Origin of the sequence: Brucella anthropi (genome assembly GCF_046630315.1) — a bacterium.
Classification (GTDB): Bacteria; Pseudomonadota; Alphaproteobacteria; order Rhizobiales; family Rhizobiaceae; genus Brucella; species Brucella anthropi_A.
The window spans coordinates 1-21,054 of the sequence record NZ_LQBD01000018.1 but is presented as its reverse complement, the minus strand read 5'-3'; the positions used below and the strand labels follow the sequence as shown (position 1 = coordinate 21,054).

The following is a 21,054-nucleotide window of genomic DNA, read 5'->3' as shown; positions in this document are numbered from 1 at the left end:
CAAATGTCAAGGTCATTGACATTTGACAGAATGATGCCTTAGCTGTGCGAAAGACGGCATGGCGGCGCATGGTGGAGGCGGCCCATGCACAGGAGGAGAACATTATGGACAGCCACGTCTTCGAGGCGCTGAGCACTGAGACATTGCCGGTTCGGCTTGGCGGCAATGCCGCTGTGAAAGAAAAGATCGGAAGTGATTCGTCACGCTGGGCGATCAGGGAAGTCGGCGACGGCAATCTCAATCTCGTCTTCATCGTGACGGGCGAGACCGGCGCCGTCATCGTCAAGCAGGCGCTGCCTTATGTGCGCCTCGTCGGTGAAAGCTGGCCGCTTCCGCTCAAGCGCTCATTCTTCGAATATCACGCACTCAAGCGCCAGAGCGCGCGCGATCCGGGCATGGTGCCGGAAGTCCTGTTCTTTGACGAAGCGCAAGCCATCATCGTCATGGAGTATTTGACGCCGCATATCATTCTGCGCCGTGCGCTGATTGACGGCCGCGAACTTCCAAAGATCGGTCGTGACCTCGGCCTCTTCGTCGCCCGCACCCTTTTTCGCGGGTCCGATCTTTCCATGGCGACACGAGAAAAAAAGGCGGATGTCGCCCTGTTCTCCGATAATGTCGAGCTTTGCGACATTACGGAAAATCTTGTCTTTTCCGATCCCTATTTCGAGGCAAAGCTCAATCGCCACACCACGCCGCAGCTCGATCCAATCGTGGCGGAACTGCGCGCAGACCGTGAGCTGAAGGTGGAAGCACAGCGGTTGAAGCATCTTTTCTCCGCCAAGTCCGAGACACTCTGCCATGGCGATCTGCACACGGGCTCGGTGATGGTGACTGACGACGAGACGCGTGTCATCGATCCAGAATTTGCCTTTTACGGTCCAATCAGCTTCGACGTCGGCATGCTGATCGCCAATTTCTGGATGAGCTATTTCTCGCAGGCCGGTCACGAGACGGCTCCGGGCGCACGCGACAGCATGCGTGCCTATCTGCTCGATACGATTGACGCCATTTGGGAGACGTTCCGGGCGGAGTTCGCCCGTCTTTGGCGTACGGAGCGCAAGGGCATCCTCTATCAGGCCAGTCTCTTCGAAGATCGCCAGGACCCGCTTGCCGCCGAACAGGCGCTCAACATCGTCATCAATGAGATCTGGCACGAAATGCTGGGCTTTGCCGGCATCGAAACCCACCGTCGCATTCTGGGCCTTGCCCATAATGCCGATTTTGAAACCATCACTGACCCCGACCGCCGTGCCTCTTGCGAGAGCAAGGCGCTGAAGTTCGGGCGTCACCTCGCCGTCAACCGGCAGCGCATCCATAGCCTCCGGGATATCCGCGAGATAGTGGAGCGACTTGAAAAGGAGATTCTCGCGTGAAAGTCGGAGAACGCCATTACCATACGATCTGGCTGAACGAAGACGGACGCTCCGTCGACATCATCGACCAGCGCTGGTTACCGCATGAATTCCGTGTCGTGACGCTGAAAACAGTCGCCGATATTGCTGCTGCAATCCGCGACATGTGGGTGCGCGGTGCGCCGCTGATCGGTGTTACGGCGGCCTATGGGGTCGCTATCGCCATGGCGAAGGATGCGTCCGATGCGTATCTCGATGCCGTATGGGAAGAGCTGAACGAGACGCGCCCGACCGCCATCAACCTGCGCTGGGCGCTGGATGCAATGCGCGAATATCTGCGCCCCCTGCCGGAAACCGAACGTGCGGATGCCGCTTACAAGCGCGCCGCCGAGATCGCCGAAGAAGATGTAGAGCTCAATCGCGCAATTGGCACGAACGGTCTCGATGTCATTCGCAAGATCGCTGCAAAGAAGAAGCCGGGCGAGCCTGTGCGCATCCTTACCCATTGCAACGCCGGCTGGCTTGCTACCGTCGATTATGGCACCGCGACCGCCCCGATCTATATGGCCGTCGAGGAAGGAATCCCGGTCCACGTCTATGTTGACGAAACGCGACCGCGCAACCAGGGCGCCTATCTGACGGCGTGGGAAATGAACGGCCATGGCGTGCCGCACACGCTGATCGTCGACAATGCCGGCGGACATCTGATGCAGCATGGCGATATCGACATGGTGATCGTCGGCACTGATCGCACCACGGCAAACGGCGATGTTTGTAACAAGATCGGCACCTACCTCAAGGCACTTGCAGCACGGGACAACGATGTGCCCTTCTATGTGGCGCTTCCCTCGCCGACCATCGACTGGACAGTGCATGACGGCGTCATGGAAATCCCCATCGAGGAGCGGACCGCCGACGAAGTGAGCTTCGTCCAGGGCCGCGCCGCCGACGGCTCCATTGCAAGCGTCCGCATCTCGCCAGAAGGCAGCCCTGCCGCCAACCCCGCTTTCGATGTCACGCCCGCGCGCCTTATTACAGGTCTTATTACGGAGCGCGGTATCGCAACGCCTTCGCCTGAAGGTCTGAAAGCGCTCTTCCCGGAAAGGGGCTGAGACGATGGTTCTGACAAACCAAAAATCCACTGAGGATATTGCACTTGGCATCCGTCGGCGGGTCTTTTTCCATACGATGAAGAACAATGGCGGCTATCTCAGTCAGGCCTGCTCCGCCGCCGAGAGCCTTGCGCTGCTCTATAATGAGTTGTTGACGCTCGGCGAACCGACCCTGCCGAAAGTGCCCTTGCCTTTCCGTGGCGTGCCTTCGGCCCATAATCCGGATGCCTTCACCGGCGCTGGATATCATGGTCCCATCGGCCCGAATTTCGATCGCTTCTTCATTTCGCCCGCTCATTACGCACTCGTCATCTATTCCGCGCTGATCGAAATGCAACGGATGGACGAACATGCGCTCGATCATTTCAACAAGGACGGCGGCTCGGTCGAGATGATCGGCGCCGAGCATAGCCCCGGCATGGAAGTGACCACGGGCTCGCTGGCGCAGGGGCTATCCATGGCGTCAGGCGTTGCCTGGGCGCGACTGCGGAAAAAGGAGCCCGGCAAGGTTTGGGTCTATATGTCTGACGGTGAATTCCAGGAAGGCCAGACCTGGGAATGTCTCGCGGCTATGAGCTACCACAAGATCGACAATATCCGCGTGATCGTCGACGTGAACCGACAGCAATGCGACGGTGCCATGGCCTCCGTCCTTGACCTTGGCGATCTTGCGTCGCGTGTCGCGTCCTTTGGCGTCACCTGCCGTTCGGTGGATGGCCATGATCTCGGTGCGCTGCGTGCGGCTGCTGAGAGTGCAGAAGATGGTAAACCGCTCATCATCCTCGCCAATACCTCGCCTTACCAAGGCATGGATTTCCTGAAGAAGCGTTTCCCGCGCTTGCATTATGTCCGATTCAAGAGCGCGGAAGAGAGGCTGGAAATGCAAACGGCACTTGCCGCCGAACTCGGCATTGATCTCACCGCGATGAAAGGGGCCTGACCATGGTGGAAATCGTCAACCGCCCTTATGCCAAGGCTTTCGAAGCCTTTGCAACAGCGCGCCCGGAAGTTCTCTGCCTTTCGGCTGATCTCACTTCGTCCTGCGAGGTTGACGGTTTTCGCGACCGGCATCCAGAGCAGTTTATCTCTCTCGGCATGGCCGAACAGAACATGCTGTCCTTTGCGGGCGGTCTTGCCATGCAGGGCTACCGACCGTTTATCCATACCTTTTCGGTTTTCCTCTATCGCCGCCCCTATGACCAGCTCATCAACTCGATTGCCTATTCCAATCGCAAGGTGCGGCTGATGGGGTTCCTTCCTGGCATCACCACACCGGGCGGCATTACGCATCAGGCGATCGAGGATATTGCGGTACTGCGCGCCGCGCCGAACATGACAATCCTCGAAACGGGCGATGCGACGGAAGTCGAGACCGTGCTGGAAGTTGCCGACAGCATCGACGGCCCGGTCTATGTGCGCATTCTGCGCGGCGAAGTGCCCCGTCTGTTTTCGACACCCTTTGAATTCAACAAGCTGCGCACGCTTTCGGAAGGTGAAGACATTCTCGTCGTCTCTTCCGGGGTCTGTACCGAAGAAGCCCTGCGGGCCACCGGTCCACTCGCCGCGCGTGGCGTTGGCATCTATCATCTTCATGCCTCGACACTGAAACCGTTCGACAGGGATGGCCTCCTGAAAGCAGCGCGTGGCAAGAAAGGCATCGTCACGCTGGAAAACCACACCATCATCGGCGGTCTTGGATCCCTGGTCGCGGAAATTCTGGCGGAAGAAGGACTGGGCATTCGTCTCAAGCGCCTTGGTCTCAAGGATACTTTCGCGCACGGCGCTTCCAAGCCATATCTCATGAAGAAATACGGGCTTGATGCAGGCGCGCTGGTTTCGGCAATTGAAGAACTTGTGGGCGAGAACCTTGCCATCGGTGAGGAGGAGCTGTCGGCGGTTCGCTTCGATCATGTGCATTCCGCACAGAAGGCCGAGGCGCTCTGATGGCGGCACGCTTTATTGTCACCTATTTCGTGCGCGCTGCCGACGAAACCGATGCCCAGGCGCGCGCGCTGGACATCGCGCTGGAACAGACCGTGGAAATCCCGCGCAACGTCGTACCGAAAGGCTATGTCGAAGACGAAATACTCGGTCGGCTGGAAAGCCTGTACGCGGCCCCCGAAGGCAGGCCGGGGTTCCTTGCCGCGATATCCTATTCCGAGGATGATGTCGGTGGGGATTTCCTGCAATTCCTCAACATCGTCTTTGGCAACAGTTCCATCAAACCCGGTATCAAGGTGGAAGACATTGGCTTGTCACCGGGCCTGCTTGATCTGTGCAAGGGACCGCGCCATGGCATCGATGGATTGCGGGCTCGGGCCAGTATCGGTCAAAAGCCATTGCTGATGTCGGCTATCAAGCCGGTTGGACTGTCGACTGCGGCTCTCGCTCGTCTTGCACATGATTTTGCACTGGGCGGCATGCATTTTGTGAAGGATGATCACGGCCTCGTCGACCAGAAGGCAGCACCCTTCGAGGAACGGCTGAAGGCCTGTGTCGAAGCCGTAGGCGAAGCGAATGTAAAGACCGGCGGTCGCACAAGTTTCGTTCCCAACGTCACAGGGCCTGCAACCGCGATCATGGAGCGAGCAAAACAGGCCCAGGAATACGGTGCGGGAGGGGTCATGATCGCTCCGGCACTCACCGGCTATGATGTCGTGCGTACACTTGCTGCAGATCCGGACTTTTCCTTGCCTATCATCTCACACCCGGCCTTTTCAGGTGCCAATGTCGTCTCACCCGATTGTGGCTTCTCGCACCGCGCCTTTTTCGGCACGCTGCACCGCTTGATGGGAGCCGACGCCGTCGTCTATCCGAATTTCGGTGGTCGCTTCGGCTTTACCCGAGAAGAATGCCAGTCGATCGCGAAAGCCTGTGCTGCGGATATAGGCGGGCCGAAAGCCATCGTCGCGGCACCCGGCGGCGGCATGACCTTCGCCCGCATCCCGCAAATGCGCGATGCCTATGGCAATGATGTCATGTATCTTGTCGGCGGCGCTTTATTGTCGGAACCGGATCTGGTCAGTGCTTGCAAACGCCTTGTTGCCGCGACGGAGTGAATAATATCGAAGTCCCAACTGCCGACTTTCGCCGGCTGCGCACTGCCAGGATGATCCGGTTTCTTGTGAATTTGGACCGGCGGTGACCACTGCCACCAGAGCGGTTCCGGTTTAAATGGAATCGTCGGAACCGCTCTATCTATTTGTTTTCACGCATTATCCGACGCATCGAAGCGGGATCGGAAATCAGTCCAGTGGACTGATTTCCCCGCGTAGGCGCTTCGCACTTTTGACTCGAAAATGCTCTAGGCAGATCGAAACAAGCCCCACCGGCAAACCCGGTGGGGCTTGTTCGTGCTTATGGCTTATATGGATGATATCCATCAAAAGCGTGAAGCGAAGCCATCAGGCCCGCTGGCCCGGTTTGACGGACAGCATCGCGACCATGCCGACGGCAGTGGCGACAGCCGTGGCAATGAACATGGCGTTGTAGCCATATGACATTGCGAGAATACCCGCCAGTGTCGGCGACAGGATCGTCGCGATATTGGCGATGAAGTGGGTGATGCCGCTATAGGTGCCCATTTTATCAGCCGGCGAACTATCGATAATCACCGCCCAGTAAACTGAATTCGGCAGGGAGTTGCAGGCATTCGCCAGGGTCATGAGACCAATCACTCCCCATGCCGAGCCCGCATGTGGAATCATCAGAAGAACGGCCGTCGTAACGGCAAGCGAAACCGCAGCCAGTCCACCGCGTGCCAGTCGAAGCTTGCCTGTCTTGAGGAAGAGCCAGTCGCTGATTTTTCCGCCCAGAAGAATGGTGACACACGCGCCTACCCAGGGGACCATGCCCATGTACCAAAGCGAGGAAAGCGTGAGGCCAAACTCGTCCGAAAGATATTTCGGTGTCCAGGTCAGGATCATGAAGTTCACATACTGAAACGCGAAATAGCCGATGGAGTTGAGAACGAGCGTCTTGTTGGAGACGAAGCCCTTCAGGTCAAATCCGTGTGATTTTGCGGTGCCGCTTTGCGCTTCGCTCCCTTCGCGGATCAACCGGACTTCCTCGTCAGATACCTTGGGATGGTCCTCTGGACGATTGGTATAAATCCTGGAAAAGATCACGATCAAGATCAGACCGAGAGCGCCCAGAACAATATACATGCTGCGCCAGGAACCAGTCACCAGAAGGAGACCGACAGCGACCGGCGCAGTCAACATGGCGCCAAGCGGCGTACTCAAAAGGCCAAGCGCAACGGCAAAGCCGCGTTCCGAACGGGGTGCCCAGTTACCCATGGTCTTGTTGATGATGGAATAGGCCGGGCCTTCACTGAAACCGAAAAGAATGCGGACGACGGCAAAGCCCGCCAGCGCCGAGCCACCGAACATCAGAATGCCCAGCTCTCCCGCCCAGATCATCGAGACAGCAACAATCGACCATGCCGTGCCTGCGATGATCCACAACTTGCGCGCACCCAGCCTGTCGGACAGCGTGCCGCCGAGGATTGCGCCAAACATATAACCATAGCCGAAATAGCCGAGCATGCTGCCCCAGTCAGCCCGGCTGAAGCCGTATTCCCCGATGATCTGCTCCGACGCATAAGAGATTGCGCCGCGGTCGATATAATTCACCAGTGCCAGAATGGTGACGATTGCAAAGATAACGTACCGATAGGATGTCGGCCCCTCGGGCTTCAAAAGCGGATTCACAAAGACCTCCCCGTGTTGATTCCTATACGAAGTTAGAGTATGTATAATGCATTATGCATAATTTTAGGGAGTTGGAAATGCCTTTAATTTCTGTCGGCACCCTCGGGGGCACGATTGCGATGGTCGAGGGGGAAAGCGGAGGCGGCGTTGTGCCGACCTTGACCGCGGACGCACTCATTGCCGCCGTCCCGCAGATCAGGAATTATGCGCAGATCAAGGCCCAATCTCTTTTCCAGCTTCCCAGCCCGTCGTTGAAGTTCCAGCATGGCCTTAACGCGATCGCCTGGGCTGAAAACGAGGTGAAATCGGGAGCGGACGGCATAGTGCTGACGCAGGGAACCGATACGCTTGAGGAAATGGCGTTCCTTCTGGATTTGCTGTGGGAGCATCCGCAACCGCTCGTGCTGACCGGTGCCATGCGTTCGCCGCGCGCGCCGGGTGCTGACGGTCCGGCCAATCTGGTTGCGTCCGTGTTGACCGCGGCGAGCAGGCTCAGCCGGGAACGCGGTGCCCTGGTTGCAATGAACGATACAATCCACGCCGCACGTTGGATAATGAAATCCCACGCGCTGAGTGTCCAGACATTCGTATCGTCGGACAGCGGCCCGTTGGGATATGTGTGTGAGGAGACGCCGGTTTACATCAACACCCTCTCGCGGCTTCCAAAAATCGACCGCACGCAGTTCAACGCCGATGTGAAGATCGGCTTCTACGAATCGCTGCTGGATGGCGATGCGGATATGCTGCAAAGCATGTTTGAGAGCGGCAAATATGATGGCATGGTCGTTGCCGGCTTTGGAGCAGGCCATGTGTCGGGGGACGAAGTCGATATTATTGAGCGCTATGCCTCCCGCATTCCGGTCGTTGTAGCCAGCCGGACCTATGGTGGAAGGACCGCGACCAAGACATATGGGTTCCCCGGTTCCGAGATTGATCTTCAAACGAAAGGCGCTATGCTCGCAGGCTGGTTATCCCCCCGCAAGGCGAGGTTGTTGCTGTGGGCACTACTGGCAGCGGGTAAAAATCTGGAAGAAACAAGAGCTGATTTCCTGCTCTATAACCCATAACTCCCGATCGAGATTCCGCATCCATGGTAAACGAGCCAAGTTTTCGCAGCCGTCCGGAAAAGCCGCTCACGACTGCGCAATACGTCGCCGATTATCTGCGCAAGCGGATGTTGTCGGGCGAGATACGCGCGGGCGATCGGCTGAAGCAGAATCATCTGGCGCAAATGCTGGGCGTCAGTTCGACGCCGGTTCGCGAAGCGCTGCGCGATCTTGCGGCAGAAGGACTGGTCCGCCTCGATGCGCGTTCGGGCTGTGTTGCGCGCGGGCTGACGTTTCAGGATGCGGAAGACATCTATACGGCTCGTTTGGCGCTGGAACCCATATTGTTAAAGCGCAATTTCGCAAGAATCACGCCGGAAATCCTTGAGGACTGCGAAGCCATCAATGAGAAAATGAGAGCCGAAACGGATTTGATGGTCTGGGCCAGGCTGAACAATGCGTTTCATATGAAGCTTCTCGGGATCGACTATCCCTCGCGTATGACGGAGATCGTCCAGCAGCTGTTCGAATATGCCGAACCTTTCGTCGCCATTTCGCTTTACGCGCATGAGGAGCAGTTGAAGCGAAGCTATGACGAGCATAGCCTGCTTCTTGAAAAGCATCGTCAAAATGATCTCGAAGCGGCGACGGAACTTTTATATTGCCACCAGAAAATGACGCTCTCGCTCATCGAGCGAAAAATGAAAGACAGATCAGCTTCCTCATGAACGGTTGCAATCCGATTCTGCGCACCACAAAACTTTGCGATACAGCCTTCGTGAAGAAATACGTTTCAGAGAGCTAAAACCAGCTGCGTTTCCTCATTGGTCAATCGGGTTTTGATATCCTGCATGCTTCATTCCGTCCGGCGTCCGGTTACGGGATAGACATAGGCTGCGATGATTTTCCCTGTCCCGCTGGGGCAGAGCCAAGCAGGTTTCATTGATTTTATTTTATTCCCACCTGCGGGAGCAGCATATAATGCTCCAATACCAGTAACACGGTAAATTTATGAACCTGAACGGTATGTCCTCAATAACGTAGTTTGGCGTGAATAATCCCGGTATTCACCTTCGATCATTCTGCTATATAAACGGAAATCTCGACAAGATTTTCGTCCGGATCACGGAAATAAACCGAGCGGATTGGGCCGGTAGCGCCCGTCCGTGTGATTGGGCCATTCTCGATTGTGATGCCATATTGGTTCAGACGCGCAATGACGTCCTCCAGGGGGACTGCGGCGATGAGACAGAAATCAGCGCTGCCGCAGGTTGGTCGGGCAGCATTGGGCTGAAGTTCAGCGCCTGCCTGATGAAGATTGATCTTCTGTCGACCAAAGGAGAGGGCTTTACGGCCTTCGCCGAAAGTAACGACCTCCATGGCGCATATATCGCTGTAAAAACGGCACGTCGCCTCGATGTCTTTAACGGTTAGAACAAAATGATCCAAACGGTCGATCTGCATGGCTACTCCTTTCTTGCTCTCTACGCGTCATTATCAACTTCGTCCTCATAGAAATCTTTTCCATCGCCCCTTCGCCGGTTACGGTGAAGGCGATGGAGATCATGCCGACGTCCATCAGACGTGTAAGTGAAGCTGACCGAACTTACACAATCATGCTGTTAAAGCTCTTGATGATAAGAGCCTGTTCCGAAAGTTGCCCTCTGTGGCTGCAAATGGCAACTTATCTCCAGTTCCGGTGCTCACGCAGCTTTCTCAGGCGCATCGTCTTCTGTGCATGAATAATGCTTTGCGTTTTCAAATATGCGATCCGAAGATCGATGCCAGCCCTTGGATGAATGTATGTGAACTCCACAGGATGGGCTATCGCAAACTGTTTGCCCGGAAAATCAATCGCATAAAGCAAAATCGAACAGGCGGACAGAATAAGTCGTTGGACGCTTCCGCCATCATTCATCACCTTATCCTCAAAACAAAGGGGAGTGACTGATGGCACGTTCGATCAGCAGAAAAGCAGTATTTCTCGCAACTGTAGCGTTCGGTGTTTCGGCAATGACTGTTTTCGCGGCCAATGCTGCGGAAATCACCGTGATGGGTTATCGCGGCGCATTCCAGGACAATTACGTCAAGGCCGTCATCGAACCGTTCCGGAAGGAACATCCCGATATCAAGGTGACTTACTATGGCGTGCAGAATGCAGCGACATCGCTTGGCAATATGCGTGCCCAAAAATCCTCACCCCAGACGGATGCGGTCATCTACGACCTTTCGGTCGCCAAGATCGCCGATGAGGAGGGGTTGGTTGAAAAGCTCGATCCGGCGTCGCTCAAAAATTATGCGGATGTCGCCGATCTCGGCAAGGATCTGGCCGGGGCTGCAATTCCCATTACATATGACACGCTTTCGCTTCTTTATAATCATGATGCCTTTGCGGATGGCCCACCGGATAGCTGGGAGGCGCTCTGGGACAAGCAGCAAAGCGGCGAGGTCATCATCCCGGCGCAGGGCGGCGGTGACATTCAGGCCATCCTGCTGACGATCATTGCGAACCGTCTTGCCGGTGAAAACGATTATACGAAGACCGTGGAGCCGGGCGTGGACAAGCTGGTGGAGCTGGCGCCCGCCGTGCAGACATGGGAACCGAAGCCCGATGCCTATACGCTGGTTGCAAACGGCACAGCGACCTTGTCCATCGGCTATAATGCCCGCGCCCAGTTCTATTTCGACCAGACCGGCGGAAAGCTTCAATCGGTCGGGCCGAAGGAAGGCACGGCGGCGCAGATCAATGTCATCAGCGCCATCGCCAATGGCAAGAACATGGATGCGACGAAAACCTTCATTGATTACGCAATAAGCCCTGAAGCCCAGGCACGGTTCGCCGAGATCATGTTCTATGCGCCATCGAACACGAAGGCGGACGTGAACGATGAAACAAAAAAGCGTATTCCATTCATGGACTCGGCCCAGCGTGAAAAGCTGATCCCGGTCAATTGGATGACCATCGGCGATATGCGCGACAAGCTGCTCAATCCCTGGCGCCGCCAGATCATTCCGGCCGGCCGTTAAAACCCTGCCTCACCCTGAAATTCACGCTTCCGCCCCGTTTTGCCGGGCGGCAACGACCCTTCACAGGTTTCGACATGGTAGCAGACAGCTCATTTCTCCAACTGAAGGCCGTGACCAAGCTTTACGGTAACAATTATCGGGCAGTGGACGATCTTCATCTCGATCTGCCGCGCGGAAAACTGCTGGGCCTCCTCGGTCCGTCCGGTTGCGGCAAGACGACGACATTGCGCATGATTGCCGGTCTCGCATCGATTTCTGACGGCAATATCCTGATCGACGGCAACGATATTTCGCACAGGCCACCCCATCAGCGCGATATCGGTCTGGTTTTCCAGAACTACGCCTTGTTCCCGCACATGACCGTCGCCGAAAACGTCGCCTTCGGCCTCGATATGCGCAAGGTCGGCAAGGCTGAAGCGAAGCAACGTGTGGAAGAAGCGCTCGAAATGGTGCGGCTTCCGGGCTACGGTTCGCGCAAGCCGAAAGAAATGTCCGGTGGCCAGCAGCAGCGCGTGGCGCTGGCGCGCGCGCTGGTCATCCGTCCGCGTATTCTGCTGCTCGATGAGCCCCTGTCCAATCTGGATGCGAAGCTGCGCGACGACATGCGGATCGAAATCCGCGAGATTCAGAAGCGCCTCGACATCACCACCGTTTTCGTTACGCATGACCAGGTCGAAGCGCTTACAATGTGCGATGTCGTCGGCGTGATGGATAGCGGCAAACTGGCGCAGCTCGGTTCGCCGGAAGAAATCTATGAAAAGCCGTCCTCCCTGTTCGTGGCCAAATTCGTGGGCCGCGCCAATGTCCACAATTGCGATATCGTTGACGAAAATGTCTGCCGACTGGGCAGCGCCACCTATCGCTGCAACACGCATGGAAAGTCGCGTGGGGCAGGACAGATCGCCATTCGTCCGCATCGCATCAATCTGACCCCCAACCGCGATCGCAATCTGGTCAGCGTCATGACCAACAGCGCGCATGGCGTGGTCGAGCGCACGACCTATATCGGCGATATCGTTCAATATGACATCGAGATCGAGGGCGCTTGCCTGAAAGTGGAAGTGCCAACCGCGAGTGCTGGCCACGCCTTCCGCACCGGTGACCGGCTGCTGTGCGAATGGAAGCCGGAAGACATGCTGGTTTTCGGGAGCTGATGTCATGACAGCGATCACATCGACCGACATCATCCCGACAAAACCGTCCCGGCGCAGACGTTACAGTCTTGTCGCGATTGTGCTTCTCCTGCCGATGGCGCTGATAAATCTCATCGCCTTCATTGTTCCGGTTGCGCATCTGGCGCAGATATCCTTCCTGCAAAGCGAAAGCGGCGGCGTCCTGACCGATCGCTATACGTTCGAAAACTACATCAATTTCTTCACCGACAGTTTCAATTGGGGGCTGGTGTTCAATTCGCTCTGGTTGAGTGCGGTCATCACGCTGGCAACGCTTATCTGCGCCTATCCGATCGCGCTTTTCCTGCACCGTGTTTCGTCGGTCTGGCGCAACTTCCTTTTCGTGGTGACGGTCTCGCCGCTGCTTGTCAGCAGCGTGGTGCGCACCTATGGCTGGATGGTGCTTCTGGGGGACCAGGGACTCGTCAATGGAGCCTTGATGAATCTCGGCCTCATTTCATCCCCCATCAGGCTCGTCAACAATACGCTCGGCGTTTTCATCGGCATGGTGGAAATCCTGATCCCCTATATGGCGCTGTCGCTGATTGCCGGTTTTGGGCGCCTGAACGCCTCGTTGGAGGAAGCCGCTGCATCGCTTGGCGCCAATGCCTTCACACGGTTTCGCCGGATCATCCTGCCGCTCACCTTGCCGGGTATCGCGCTTGGCTGCCTGCTTTGCTTCGTGCTGGCGATCAGCTCCTTCATCACGCCGAAATTGCTTGGCGGCGGGCGCGTGTTCTTGCTGGCGACGGAAATCTATGATCAGGCCGTGATCCAGCTTGAATGGCCGCGCGCCGCCGCAACCTCTGTCATTGTCCTGATCATCTTCGGGTTGGCCCTGATGGTCTATTCCCGCATCGCACGTCGTATCGACTGATTGGCAAAGGAGAAATGAGATGATTGGTTCAACTTCATTGCCATTCCGGGTTCTGGTCGGCCTGCTCTATCTGTTCCTGCTGGCCCCCATTCTGGTGGTCGTGCCGCTGTCGTTCAGCAACGACAACTATCTCACTTTCCCGCCGCAGAGCTGGGGTGTGCGCTGGTATGCGGAAATGCTGCATCATGAAACGCTCATTCAGGCGTTCTGGATCAGCCTCGGCATTGCATCGGTCGTCACCGTCCTGTCGCTTCTGGCGGGTATCCCGGCGGCCTATGCGATCCGCCGTTATCAGTTCCGTGGACGCGAAGCGGTGCTGAACCTCTTCACCGCGCCGCTGCTTCTGCCGTCCATCGTGCTTGGCCTCGCCATTCTGCTGGTGTTCGTGCGGCTGGAACTGCTCGGCACGTTCACCGGTCTGGTGATCGCCCATCTGATTGTGACGACCCCTTACGTCATCCGCATCATGATAACGGCGTTCTCGACCCTGCCGCCATCGGTCGAGGAGGCCGCCACGATGTTGGGCGCGTCGCCGTTCACCGTGTTTCGCCGCATCACCCTGCCGTTGATGATGCCGGGTCTGGTGGCAAGTGCCGCTTTGTCCTTCCTCCTGTCCTTCGATGAGGTGGTGATCTCGCTTTTCATCACCGGACCGCGCATGACGACGCTGCCGGTGGAAATCTTCAACTATGTCGAAAGCCGCACCGACCCGATGACGGCTTCCATCTCGGTCGTGCTGATCGCGGCGACGCTCCTCATCATTTTCGTCATCGAACGCACGCTCGGATTGTCGCGCACAATCGGTAAATAACCTCCCAACTGAAAGTGACTGCAAGCATGGAAAATATCGCCCTCTGGATGTCGCAACCGCATTTCAGCTATCTGGAAATTGCCCGGACCTGCGGCTTCTCATCCTTCGTTCTCGAACTCGAACACGGCACCTTCGACCTGTCGACGCTGGACCAGTTTCTGGCTTTCACCAAGGCGCAGGGTCTCGCCACCCTGACCAAGGTTCTGGCCCCGACGCCGGAGGCCATCCAGCAGGCGCTGGACTTCGGATCGGATGGTGTCATCGTTCCGCATATTCTTGGCGTGGACCATGCGCGTCAGGTGACAAAAGCCGCAAAATATCCGCTGGTCGGCACGCGCTCTTATACGGGCGGCCGTATTTTCGGCTATGCCCGTCCGGCGACCGATGCCTTCGAAAAAGAGAACAGGCGCACCAGATGCTTCGCCATGATCGAGACGGCGGAAAGCCTTGCCGATGTCGAGAAGATCATAGCGCTCGATACGGTTGACGGTCTGTTTCCCGGCCCATCGGATCTGGCGCTTGCACGTGGTCGCGGAGCCTATGCTTTCAATGATGACGACAAGGCGGACCTCCGCCGCTGTGCGGCGGCAGCGCGCGCTGCCGGAAAGCCGTGGATCATGCCCGCCTGGACGGAGGCCGAACGGCGCTTCGCACAGGAAGAGGGGGCCGCGATGCTGGTCGTCGCCACCCAGAATATGACGCTTCGCCAAGGCATGGTTTCGACCGTGAACATGCTGAAAAGCGAAGCGCTGGTTGCCTGATTGAACTGAATACCCATTCATCCGCTGGAGGAAACGATGAAAATTAGCCTGATCCAAACAAGTCCGCAGACCGACAAGGCGGAGAACCTGCGCATGACGCGGGGATTGATGGAAGATGCCGTGCGCACGGATTCACCAGACCTGATCGTGCTGCCCGAATATTTCGAATATTACGGCGGTACTCCGGAAGAAAAGCTTGCGGCGGCGGAGAGCGTTCCCGACGGTCCCGCCTACAAGATGGCGCAGGATTTCGCTCGCGAGCACAAGGTCTTCGTTCATGCGGGAACCCTGATGGAAAAGGTTCCGAACGAAAAGCGCATCTACAACTCCACCTTCGTCTTCAACCGCGAAGGCAAGGAGATCGCGCATTATCGCAAGATCCATATGTTCGATATCGTCGGGCCGGACGGAACAGCCTATAAGGAATCCGCTACCGTCAAGCCGGGCGAGAATATCGTGGTCTATGACCTCGACGGGTTCAAGATCGGCTGCGCCATCTGCTACGACATCCGCTTTGCCGAGCTTTTCCTGGAACTGGAAAAAGCCGGAGCCGATATTATCGTTCTGCCCGCCGCCTTTACGCTGCAAACGGGCAAGGATCATTGGGAGGTGCTGGCGCGTGCCCGCGCCATCGAAACCCAGACCTATTTTGCCGCCTGCGGCCAGACAGGAAGCACGGTATCGAACGGCGAGCGCCGCCATACCTACGGCCATTCGCTGGTCTGCGATCCGTGGGGCCATGTCGTGGCGCGTGCATCCGACGGGGTGGGCTTTGTGACGGCGCGCATCGAGCGGGCGCAGATCGAGCGCGTGCGCGCGCTTATCCCCATGGTCAGCCATCGCCGCATCGGCAGGCAGTTGCGGGCCTGCGCATAGGAGATGCCCATGTACAAGATCAATCCCATGCCGGATCAGGTGTCTGAAAGCGATCTCAAGCTTCTGGCGGGCGTCGAGACGGCCACCGTCGGACATTGGCGGTTCTTCGGCTTCATGCACCGTTCCATCCAGCCGCTCCTCCCGAAGCGCCGCGTGGTCGGCACCGCCGTTACCATCTCCATACCGGGCCCGGATTCCACCCTGCTTCACCACGTAACCGGAATGCTCCGCCCCGGCGACATTCTCGTGGTGGACCGGATGGGCGACGACCGTTATGCGTGCTGGGGCGGCGGTGTGACCATTGCAGCGAAGGCTTCCGGTGCAGTCGCAGGCATTGTGGATGGTCCCTGCACGGACCTGACGGAAATCGAGGATTCCGATTTTCCGATGTGGGCGAAGGGTATCTCGCCAATTACGACGCGTCTCTATGATCTTGGCGGCGGCATCAACATTCCGGTTTCCTGCGGCGGCGTCGTCGTCAATCCCGGCGATGCTATTCTGGCCGATGAGAGCGGGGTTCTGGTCCTGCCGCGTGATGAGGTGAACGAGGTTGCCTCGCGCGCGCTCGACATACAGGACAAGGGCAAGGTGCGTGAGGCTTCGGTGAAGACCGGCCTCAAGCTCGGTGACGTGTCTGGCGCCACCAAGAAAATTCTCGCCCATGCGGGAAACTGATGCGATGCGGGCCGGTTTCGACCGGCCCAATCATTTGTGAGATGGAATATGACTATTTGCTTATTTTCATCCCGCAAGTGTCTTAAAAGGAAAGGACGAATCTGGTTGTCCGAGGCGCAATAAAGGGACTTCAAGAAACACAGGCGCGCGGGTGATCGCAATGGGAAGGAACACGCCCGTCCATGAATATCCGTTTTCTGGAAACGGTGATCTGGTTGTCGGAACTGCGTAATTTCCGGGCGACGGCGGCTCGCCTCAACATGACGCCGGCGGCGATATCCAATCGGATCGGGGCAATGGAGCAGGAATTGGGTTTCCGGCTCTTCGATCGGGATGCCCGCGATGTCAATTTGACGGCGGAAGGCGAAGCTTTTGTCGAGGGCGCGCGCGATGTCGTGCGCCGCTATCACGATCTGGTTGAAAGCCTGAGCCCGCATAACGGGCTCGAAGGCACCTTGAAGATCGGCATCGTGCCGAGCCTGGCCATGACCATTCTGCCGGGCATTCTTGATATCGTCCGGCAACGATATCCGAAGATCCGCATCTCGATCACAACCTCGTCGTCCAAAGCGGTCATCCAGAAACTGGAACAGCGCGAGCTTGATATCGTCTTCGCTATCCGACCGGAGCCGACGCCCAATCTGCGTATCGTGGATATATGTACTTTCGGCATGTTCTGGATATCCCGCAGCAATCAGTTTCCGGGCGGGGCAGAAGACATGCTGTCACGCGATGACCTGCTCGGCTGCAATCTCATTTCCTATGAAAGTGGCTCTTATAATTACCAGCAGATCATCAATTATTTCACTGAAGAGCGGCTGAAGGATGCCACCGTGCACTATTCCAACTCGCTTACCACCACGATCAACATGATTTCGGCAGGTGTTGGTATTTCCGTCATTCCGCCGGTGGTGATCCAGAAAGAACTTCGGACCGGCGAGTTGCAGGTTCTGAATGCCAATGCAGCTTTCCCGGCGACAGGCTACAGCGCCGTTTATCTGGAAAGCGGGGCTACGCGGCTCATTAGCCTCGTCGCCAATGTCGCGCGCGAAGCAGGGCTTAACTTCACCAGCAATTTCAGCGACAGCCTGGCTTATCAGGATTAGAGTAGGACGATTCCAGGTCTGTTCATATTCTGGTTGCTTTGAGTCATTCTGGCATTCGTGGGCAGAAACGGTTTCCGATGAATTTCAGCGCGTTGGTGGCTTGCAGCTCAGCCTGATTGGCTTCGTTCGTGCCTATGACAAAGCGCTTCAGGGAGAGAGGGAGTAAAGATGCAACTATCGATGTGGACTTATCCATGGGACATACGGGATCTGGGGCTGGATATGGTTTGCCACGAGCTGCGCGAGAAGGCGGGCGGTAATACGATCAGCCTTGCGACGTCCTATCATGCCGGACGGTTCTTCCAACCGCGCAGTCCTCAGCAGAAGGCCTATTTTCCGCAAGACGGAACCATCTACTACCTACCGGACGAAACCCTGTGGAGCGGAAAAGAAATACGACCGCTTGTTGCAAAGAATTGCATCGAGCGCGGCGACATGCTCCAGCAGCTGATCGAGCGTCGAAGAGAACACGGATTGCGGGTATCGTGCTGGACGGTAGGGCTGCACAATAGCCGCCTTGGAGAACTCCATCCCGGCCATGTTACCCGCAATGCTTTCGGCAATGCGAATTATTATAATCTCTGTCCTTCGAGCCCGGCAGCGCGTGATTATGTCGTGACGCTGGTTGCGGATATCACGTCGCGCTATCAGCCGGATATGGTCGAGCTGGAAAGCGTCAATTTCATGGGGTTTGCGCATGAGCATCATCACGAGAAGGATGGCGTCGGCCTTACTGACGAAGATGATTTCTTCATGTCCCTGTGTTTCTGCGATCATTGCAGGGCGCGGGCAAAGGCGGCCGGTGTCGATATCGATAATGCTCAGGCGGTCGTGAAACAGTTCATCGCGCAAGCTTGCGAACGGGAGGTGCCGCAAAAGCAGTTCGCGGATTTTCCGCAAGCAGGAATTTCCGCCTTTGCCAGATGGCCGTCGCTCCATGCTTTCCTGCGATGGCGAACCGAACCCGTAACCAGCCTGATCGGTGAAATTCATGCGGCGGCAGATCCGGCCAGCAGAATTGTACTGATTGATTTGAAGGATGGCTGGCTGGGCGGTGTCGATATGGAAGAAGCTGTCCGCGCTTGCGATGGCATTATTCTGTGCTGTTACGACACGGGCGCGGAACAGCTCGAAAAAACAATTCGTGACGCCCGCTCCAGATTACCAGCCGACAAATATGTCGGACTTGGCCTCAGCCTGTTCTATTCGCTCGTGAAGTCACAGGAAGAACGCGCTGCCCGGGTCGATGCAGGAAAGCGGGTATACACTCGCTCCAAGAACGGGCAATCGCCATTCCTGCGGCGAAAAGGCCAGTTTGCCGTCACGCTTGACAAGAAAACCGACAACCCGACCGCGAAGCTGTCGCAATGGCTCCTGCAGGATAGTCGACGGTCGACCGCGTCCAGCCGCATGGACTTCGCGCGGTTCGGCGAAGGCAACCGTCATGATCCGAAAGATGATCGTTTCGGCTCCGGCGTCAATCCCGACCAAGTCGCCCGGCTGCTCCACGGTCGATAGGCCGTCACGGTGGCCCGCGACGTGGCCACGGGAATCCTCAAAAAGATTGACTAAAAGCTGCGGCCCGTCAATCTCGACCACATATCCAATTGGGCGGCGCGAACTCATCCAAGCAAATCCTCGAAACCATCACCGGGCGCGGGCGCAGCTTCGGGAGCGGCCATCATTTCTTCGACGTCCGCCGCTGCTGTGGGATTTTTCGACACCTGAATGTTCGTTGCCTGCTTGAGCAACACTTCAAGCTGACGCGCACGCTCCGAAACTTCGTCCAGCATGGCGGGTTCGGGCAGATCGTTCGCTAACGCATCGAAAAAGCCACCCGGCCCAAAACCACGCACCGTCACCTGTGGAAGTTGAGCCAGAAGCAGGCGCTTAAGCTGCTCGTTAGGTTTGATAGGATCACCCGTAGCAGCGAGCGAGTCATAGACGCCCAAGCGATCAATCTCGGGAAGGTAGATGATAAGTTGCAGCGTGGGGTTCTGTAGCGCCGAAATGACAAGACGATTAATATGGTCGTCCGTGAAACCATAGCCGTTGACGATGAGGCAGGCGTTCGGACGCGAAAGAAATTCGGTGAAACGGCGGATGATCTCGCCATAGACAAACGCAGTTGTCTGAACGAATTTCGACGCGCCCGGGAAAATCATAAAACCCGGCCAATCGTCAGGTTTGTCCGACGCGATAAACTGATCCACTAACGGCTTTATCGTGGCGCTGGGTAATTCACACACGCTGCCCGACTTGCTCGCCGCCCAGGAAATCGAGCCGTGCAGTTTCCCGAGATAGAGATTGTATGTGCCGAAACGCGCTTCACCGCGCGCCTGCACGTTACGAAGGCCGAGGTCAAAGCTGCTTGGACGAAAGGCGCGATCATGCGTTCCTGAGAACCCGTTGACACAATGAAGGCCAAGCGCCTCTGCCGACCATTCCAGCGCAAGATCATAGTTGGTCGTAAATGCCCACGGCGCAGCCTGTCCCGGCTGACGATTCCCGGCAAGGCGAGAGACAAGCCTTATGTGGCTCGACAGCTTGGGATGCAGAATCGCTTGATCCGGTTCCGACCATAACTTTTCGTCAAGAATGGCCGCTCGCAAAACAGCCTTTCGCAAGGCGTGCCGCGCTGCCTTGAGGCCAGCAAGATCAATGCCAATCCGTTCGCCGTCCACACAGGCGATTTCTAGCTTATCGAGCAACAACTCGACATTGCCCTGTTCACCATCCGGGAGAAACTTATTATCTCGAAGAAATTGAACCTGATCGGGATATTCATTCTCTACGAGCGCCCAGACATCGGCCGTCACCATGCCGCCGACGCCTTTAGAAGCACCAGCACCGAGCAAAACGCCGACATTTTCGAGCCGGATCGCAAGGGCTAGGTGGGACAAGAATTCCTCGGACGTTAGCTGTCGGCTTCCCCGAATAGCGAAAAATGTCATGCCAAATTCCCCATTCGCACCAGCCGCGCCGCTGCCGGGTCGTAGCTGTAATCTGTGATCGTGCCGTCCTTGATCCGCTCTACTGCGTCGTCCACGATGAAACGTGGCACAAGGAACCATTCGCGAGGCACGACAGGATTTCCGTCGTACTGCCGACGTTGGCAGTGGCGATGTGAATATGGTTACGTTGCAGCACTCCGCCAACGTCTGAGCTGTTCGATGCTCCTGCTCGCAACTTCCGGATGGTTGTTGCTTTGTTGCCGAATGCTTCAAGAAAGGCGAAGGGAAACTCTGTCGCGTCGAACGGCTGCTCAGCGAGCGCAGTTATAGCCTCTTCAATCTCGACAGCGTTCATTGGACCCCACCCTCCATAAACTCAACCTCATAGCACCGCCGAAAACGATCATGCAGTCCTTAGCAGGCCAAGAACAGGAAATGAAGTTTGAATAGCCCCGAGTTTCGTGGACGCCCTCGGGTTACATTTCCTGCTGCCGTTCGAACTCGACGGGTGACAGCATCCCGTTCCTGACGTGCTTGCGCTTGGGGTTGTAGAACATCTCGATGTAGTCG

At 56.8% G+C, this 21,054-nt stretch carries 20 protein-coding genes and 3 pseudogenes; 16 read left to right on the top strand and 7 right to left on the bottom strand.

Translation table 11 applies throughout. From position 1 onward, the window contains the following. The first annotated feature begins 104 nt into the window (after positions 1–104). Genes mtnK through AVM02_RS11385 form a run of 5 tightly spaced genes read left to right on the top strand, consistent with a single transcriptional unit; the run spans position 105 to position 5,526 of the window. Positions 105–1,376: an S-methyl-5-thioribose kinase gene (gene mtnK / locus AVM02_RS11405; protein WP_411507083.1), complete on the top strand. Its 1,272-nt coding sequence runs from the start codon at positions 105–107 to the stop codon at positions 1,374–1,376. Beyond that, positions 1,373–2,467, top strand: a complete 1,095-nt coding sequence (gene mtnA / locus AVM02_RS11400; protein WP_411507082.1) for an S-methyl-5-thioribose-1-phosphate isomerase — start codon at positions 1,373–1,375, stop codon at positions 2,465–2,467. Before mtnK ends, mtnA begins: the two co-directional genes overlap by 4 nt. A 4-nt stretch (positions 2,468–2,471) precedes the next feature. Next, the gene (locus AVM02_RS11395) at positions 2,472–3,407 is read left to right on the top strand and encodes a transketolase (RefSeq protein ID WP_411507081.1); all 936 of its coding nucleotides are present in this window, start codon (positions 2,472–2,474) and stop codon (positions 3,405–3,407) included. 2 nt (positions 3,408–3,409) lie between these two features. Next, complete coding sequence (locus tag AVM02_RS11390; RefSeq protein ID WP_411507080.1) at positions 3,410–4,411, top strand: transketolase family protein; 1,002 nt, start codon at positions 3,410–3,412, stop codon at positions 4,409–4,411. After that, on the top strand, positions 4,411–5,526 hold the full coding sequence (locus tag AVM02_RS11385; protein ID WP_411507079.1) for a RuBisCO large subunit C-terminal-like domain-containing protein: 1,116 nt from the start codon (positions 4,411–4,413) through the stop codon (positions 5,524–5,526). Before AVM02_RS11390 ends, AVM02_RS11385 begins: the two co-directional genes overlap by 1 nt. Positions 5,527–5,871: 345 nt before the next feature. Here AVM02_RS11385 and AVM02_RS11380 read toward each other — a convergent pair whose 3' ends face one another. Further along, entirely contained in the window at positions 5,872–7,179 is a 1,308-nt protein-coding gene (locus tag AVM02_RS11380; protein WP_411507078.1) for an MFS transporter, read from the bottom strand. A gap of 77 nt (positions 7,180–7,256) precedes the next feature. On the opposite strand from AVM02_RS11380, the gene AVM02_RS11375 reads away from it, so the two are divergent. Further along, positions 7,257–8,246: an asparaginase gene (locus AVM02_RS11375; RefSeq protein WP_411507077.1), complete on the top strand. Its 990-nt coding sequence runs from the start codon at positions 7,257–7,259 to the stop codon at positions 8,244–8,246. A 23-nt stretch (positions 8,247–8,269) separates the two neighbouring features. Then, the gene (locus tag AVM02_RS11370) at positions 8,270–8,953 is read left to right on the top strand and encodes a GntR family transcriptional regulator (RefSeq protein WP_411507076.1); all 684 of its coding nucleotides are present in this window, start codon (positions 8,270–8,272) and stop codon (positions 8,951–8,953) included. Between the two features lie 349 nt (positions 8,954–9,302). Here AVM02_RS11370 and AVM02_RS11365 read toward each other — a convergent pair whose 3' ends face one another. Both AVM02_RS11365 and AVM02_RS11360 read right to left on the bottom strand, forming a co-directional pair. Then, the gene (locus tag AVM02_RS11365; RefSeq protein ID WP_411507075.1) at positions 9,303–9,689 is read right to left on the bottom strand and encodes a VOC family protein; all 387 of its coding nucleotides are present in this window, start codon (positions 9,687–9,689) and stop codon (positions 9,303–9,305) included. A gap of 220 nt (positions 9,690–9,909) precedes the next feature. Then, entirely contained in the window at positions 9,910–10,143 is a 234-nt protein-coding gene (locus tag AVM02_RS11360) for a hypothetical protein (RefSeq protein WP_411507074.1), read from the bottom strand. A gap of 32 nt (positions 10,144–10,175) precedes the next feature. Between AVM02_RS11360 and AVM02_RS11355 the strand changes: the two genes are divergently transcribed. The 9 genes and pseudogenes from AVM02_RS11355 to AVM02_RS11315 all read left to right on the top strand — a co-directional run. Then, the gene (locus tag AVM02_RS11355; RefSeq protein ID WP_411507073.1) at positions 10,176–11,252 is read left to right on the top strand and encodes an extracellular solute-binding protein; all 1,077 of its coding nucleotides are present in this window, start codon (positions 10,176–10,178) and stop codon (positions 11,250–11,252) included. A gap of 74 nt (positions 11,253–11,326) precedes the next feature. Then, entirely contained in the window at positions 11,327–12,406 is a 1,080-nt protein-coding gene (locus tag AVM02_RS11350) for an ABC transporter ATP-binding protein (protein WP_411507072.1), read from the top strand. A 4-nt stretch (positions 12,407–12,410) separates the two neighbouring features. Further along, a complete protein-coding gene (locus AVM02_RS11345) occupies positions 12,411–13,301 on the top strand; it encodes an ABC transporter permease (RefSeq protein ID WP_411507071.1) in 891 nt (296 codons plus the stop codon). A gap of 19 nt (positions 13,302–13,320) precedes the next feature. Further along, positions 13,321–14,112 carry an ABC transporter permease gene (locus AVM02_RS11340; protein WP_411507070.1) on the top strand — a complete coding sequence of 264 codons (792 nt, stop codon included), beginning with the start codon at positions 13,321–13,323 and terminating at the stop codon, positions 14,110–14,112. 26 nt (positions 14,113–14,138) lie between these two features. Next, positions 14,139–14,873 carry an HpcH/HpaI aldolase family protein gene (locus AVM02_RS11335; protein WP_411507069.1) on the top strand — a complete coding sequence of 245 codons (735 nt, stop codon included), beginning with the start codon at positions 14,139–14,141 and terminating at the stop codon, positions 14,871–14,873. Positions 14,874–14,909: 36 nt separating this feature from the next. Further along, positions 14,910–15,749, top strand: a complete 840-nt coding sequence (locus AVM02_RS11330) for a carbon-nitrogen hydrolase family protein (protein WP_411507068.1) — start codon at positions 14,910–14,912, stop codon at positions 15,747–15,749. A 9-nt stretch (positions 15,750–15,758) separates the two neighbouring features. Continuing rightward, on the top strand, positions 15,759–16,424 hold the full coding sequence (locus AVM02_RS11325) for an RraA family protein (protein ID WP_411507067.1): 666 nt from the start codon (positions 15,759–15,761) through the stop codon (positions 16,422–16,424). Positions 16,425–16,606: 182 nt separating this feature from the next. Beyond that, entirely contained in the window at positions 16,607–17,530 is a 924-nt protein-coding gene (locus tag AVM02_RS11320) for a LysR family transcriptional regulator (RefSeq protein WP_411507066.1), read from the top strand. A gap of 168 nt (positions 17,531–17,698) precedes the next feature. Next, positions 17,699–18,790, top strand: a pseudogene (locus tag AVM02_RS11315) (hypothetical protein); the annotation flags it as partial. 362 nt (positions 18,791–19,152) lie between these two features. Here the strand turns inward: AVM02_RS11315 and AVM02_RS11310 are convergent. From AVM02_RS11310 to AVM02_RS11295, 4 genes and pseudogenes are all read right to left on the bottom strand, one after another. Further along, positions 19,153–20,484 carry an SIR2 family anti-phage-associated protein gene (locus AVM02_RS11310; RefSeq protein WP_411507065.1) on the bottom strand — a complete coding sequence of 444 codons (1,332 nt, stop codon included), beginning with the start codon at positions 20,482–20,484 and terminating at the stop codon, positions 19,153–19,155. Further along, positions 20,481–20,627: pseudogene (locus AVM02_RS11305) on the bottom strand (GIY-YIG nuclease family protein); the annotation flags it as partial. The gene AVM02_RS11310 and the pseudogene AVM02_RS11305, both read right to left, overlap by 4 nt. Next, positions 20,609–20,839, bottom strand: a pseudogene (locus AVM02_RS11300) (type IIL restriction-modification enzyme MmeI); the annotation flags it as partial. The pseudogenes AVM02_RS11305 and AVM02_RS11300, both read right to left, overlap by 19 nt. A 121-nt stretch (positions 20,840–20,960) precedes the next feature. Continuing rightward, the coding region (locus tag AVM02_RS11295; RefSeq protein WP_297564976.1) for an IS3 family transposase at positions 20,961–21,054 on the bottom strand (94 nt) is incomplete at its 5' end.

What these genes read in the sequence shown, in the direction of transcription:
- mtnK (WP_411507083.1), top strand. Translation starts at nt 105, where the DNA reads ATGGACAGCCACGTCTTCGAGGCGCTGAGCACTGAGACATTGCCGGTT.
- AVM02_RS11365 (WP_411507075.1), bottom strand. Translation starts at nt 9,689, where the DNA reads ATGCAGATCGACCGTTTGGATCATTTTGTTCTAACCGTTAAAGACATC.
- AVM02_RS11330 (WP_411507068.1), top strand. Translation starts at nt 14,910, where the DNA reads ATGAAAATTAGCCTGATCCAAACAAGTCCGCAGACCGACAAGGCGGAG.
- AVM02_RS11345 (WP_411507071.1), top strand. Translation starts at nt 12,411, where the DNA reads ATGACAGCGATCACATCGACCGACATCATCCCGACAAAACCGTCCCGG.
- AVM02_RS11360 (WP_411507074.1), bottom strand. Translation starts at nt 10,143, where the DNA reads ATGAATGATGGCGGAAGCGTCCAACGACTTATTCTGTCCGCCTGTTCG.
- AVM02_RS11355 (WP_411507073.1), top strand. Translation starts at nt 10,176, where the DNA reads ATGGCACGTTCGATCAGCAGAAAAGCAGTATTTCTCGCAACTGTAGCG.
- AVM02_RS11370 (WP_411507076.1), top strand. Translation starts at nt 8,270, where the DNA reads ATGGTAAACGAGCCAAGTTTTCGCAGCCGTCCGGAAAAGCCGCTCACG.
- AVM02_RS11390 (WP_411507080.1), top strand. Translation starts at nt 3,410, where the DNA reads ATGGTGGAAATCGTCAACCGCCCTTATGCCAAGGCTTTCGAAGCCTTT.
- AVM02_RS11335 (WP_411507069.1), top strand. Translation starts at nt 14,139, where the DNA reads ATGGAAAATATCGCCCTCTGGATGTCGCAACCGCATTTCAGCTATCTG.
- AVM02_RS11375 (WP_411507077.1), top strand. Translation starts at nt 7,257, where the DNA reads ATGCCTTTAATTTCTGTCGGCACCCTCGGGGGCACGATTGCGATGGTC.
- AVM02_RS11395 (WP_411507081.1), top strand. Translation starts at nt 2,472, where the DNA reads ATGGTTCTGACAAACCAAAAATCCACTGAGGATATTGCACTTGGCATC.
- AVM02_RS11310 (WP_411507065.1), bottom strand. Translation starts at nt 20,484, where the DNA reads ATGACATTTTTCGCTATTCGGGGAAGCCGACAGCTAACGTCCGAGGAA.
- AVM02_RS11320 (WP_411507066.1), top strand. Translation starts at nt 16,607, where the DNA reads ATGAATATCCGTTTTCTGGAAACGGTGATCTGGTTGTCGGAACTGCGT.
- AVM02_RS11350 (WP_411507072.1), top strand. Translation starts at nt 11,327, where the DNA reads ATGGTAGCAGACAGCTCATTTCTCCAACTGAAGGCCGTGACCAAGCTT.
- AVM02_RS11385 (WP_411507079.1), top strand. Translation starts at nt 4,411, where the DNA reads ATGGCGGCACGCTTTATTGTCACCTATTTCGTGCGCGCTGCCGACGAA.
- AVM02_RS11340 (WP_411507070.1), top strand. Translation starts at nt 13,321, where the DNA reads ATGATTGGTTCAACTTCATTGCCATTCCGGGTTCTGGTCGGCCTGCTC.
- AVM02_RS11325 (WP_411507067.1), top strand. Translation starts at nt 15,759, where the DNA reads ATGTACAAGATCAATCCCATGCCGGATCAGGTGTCTGAAAGCGATCTC.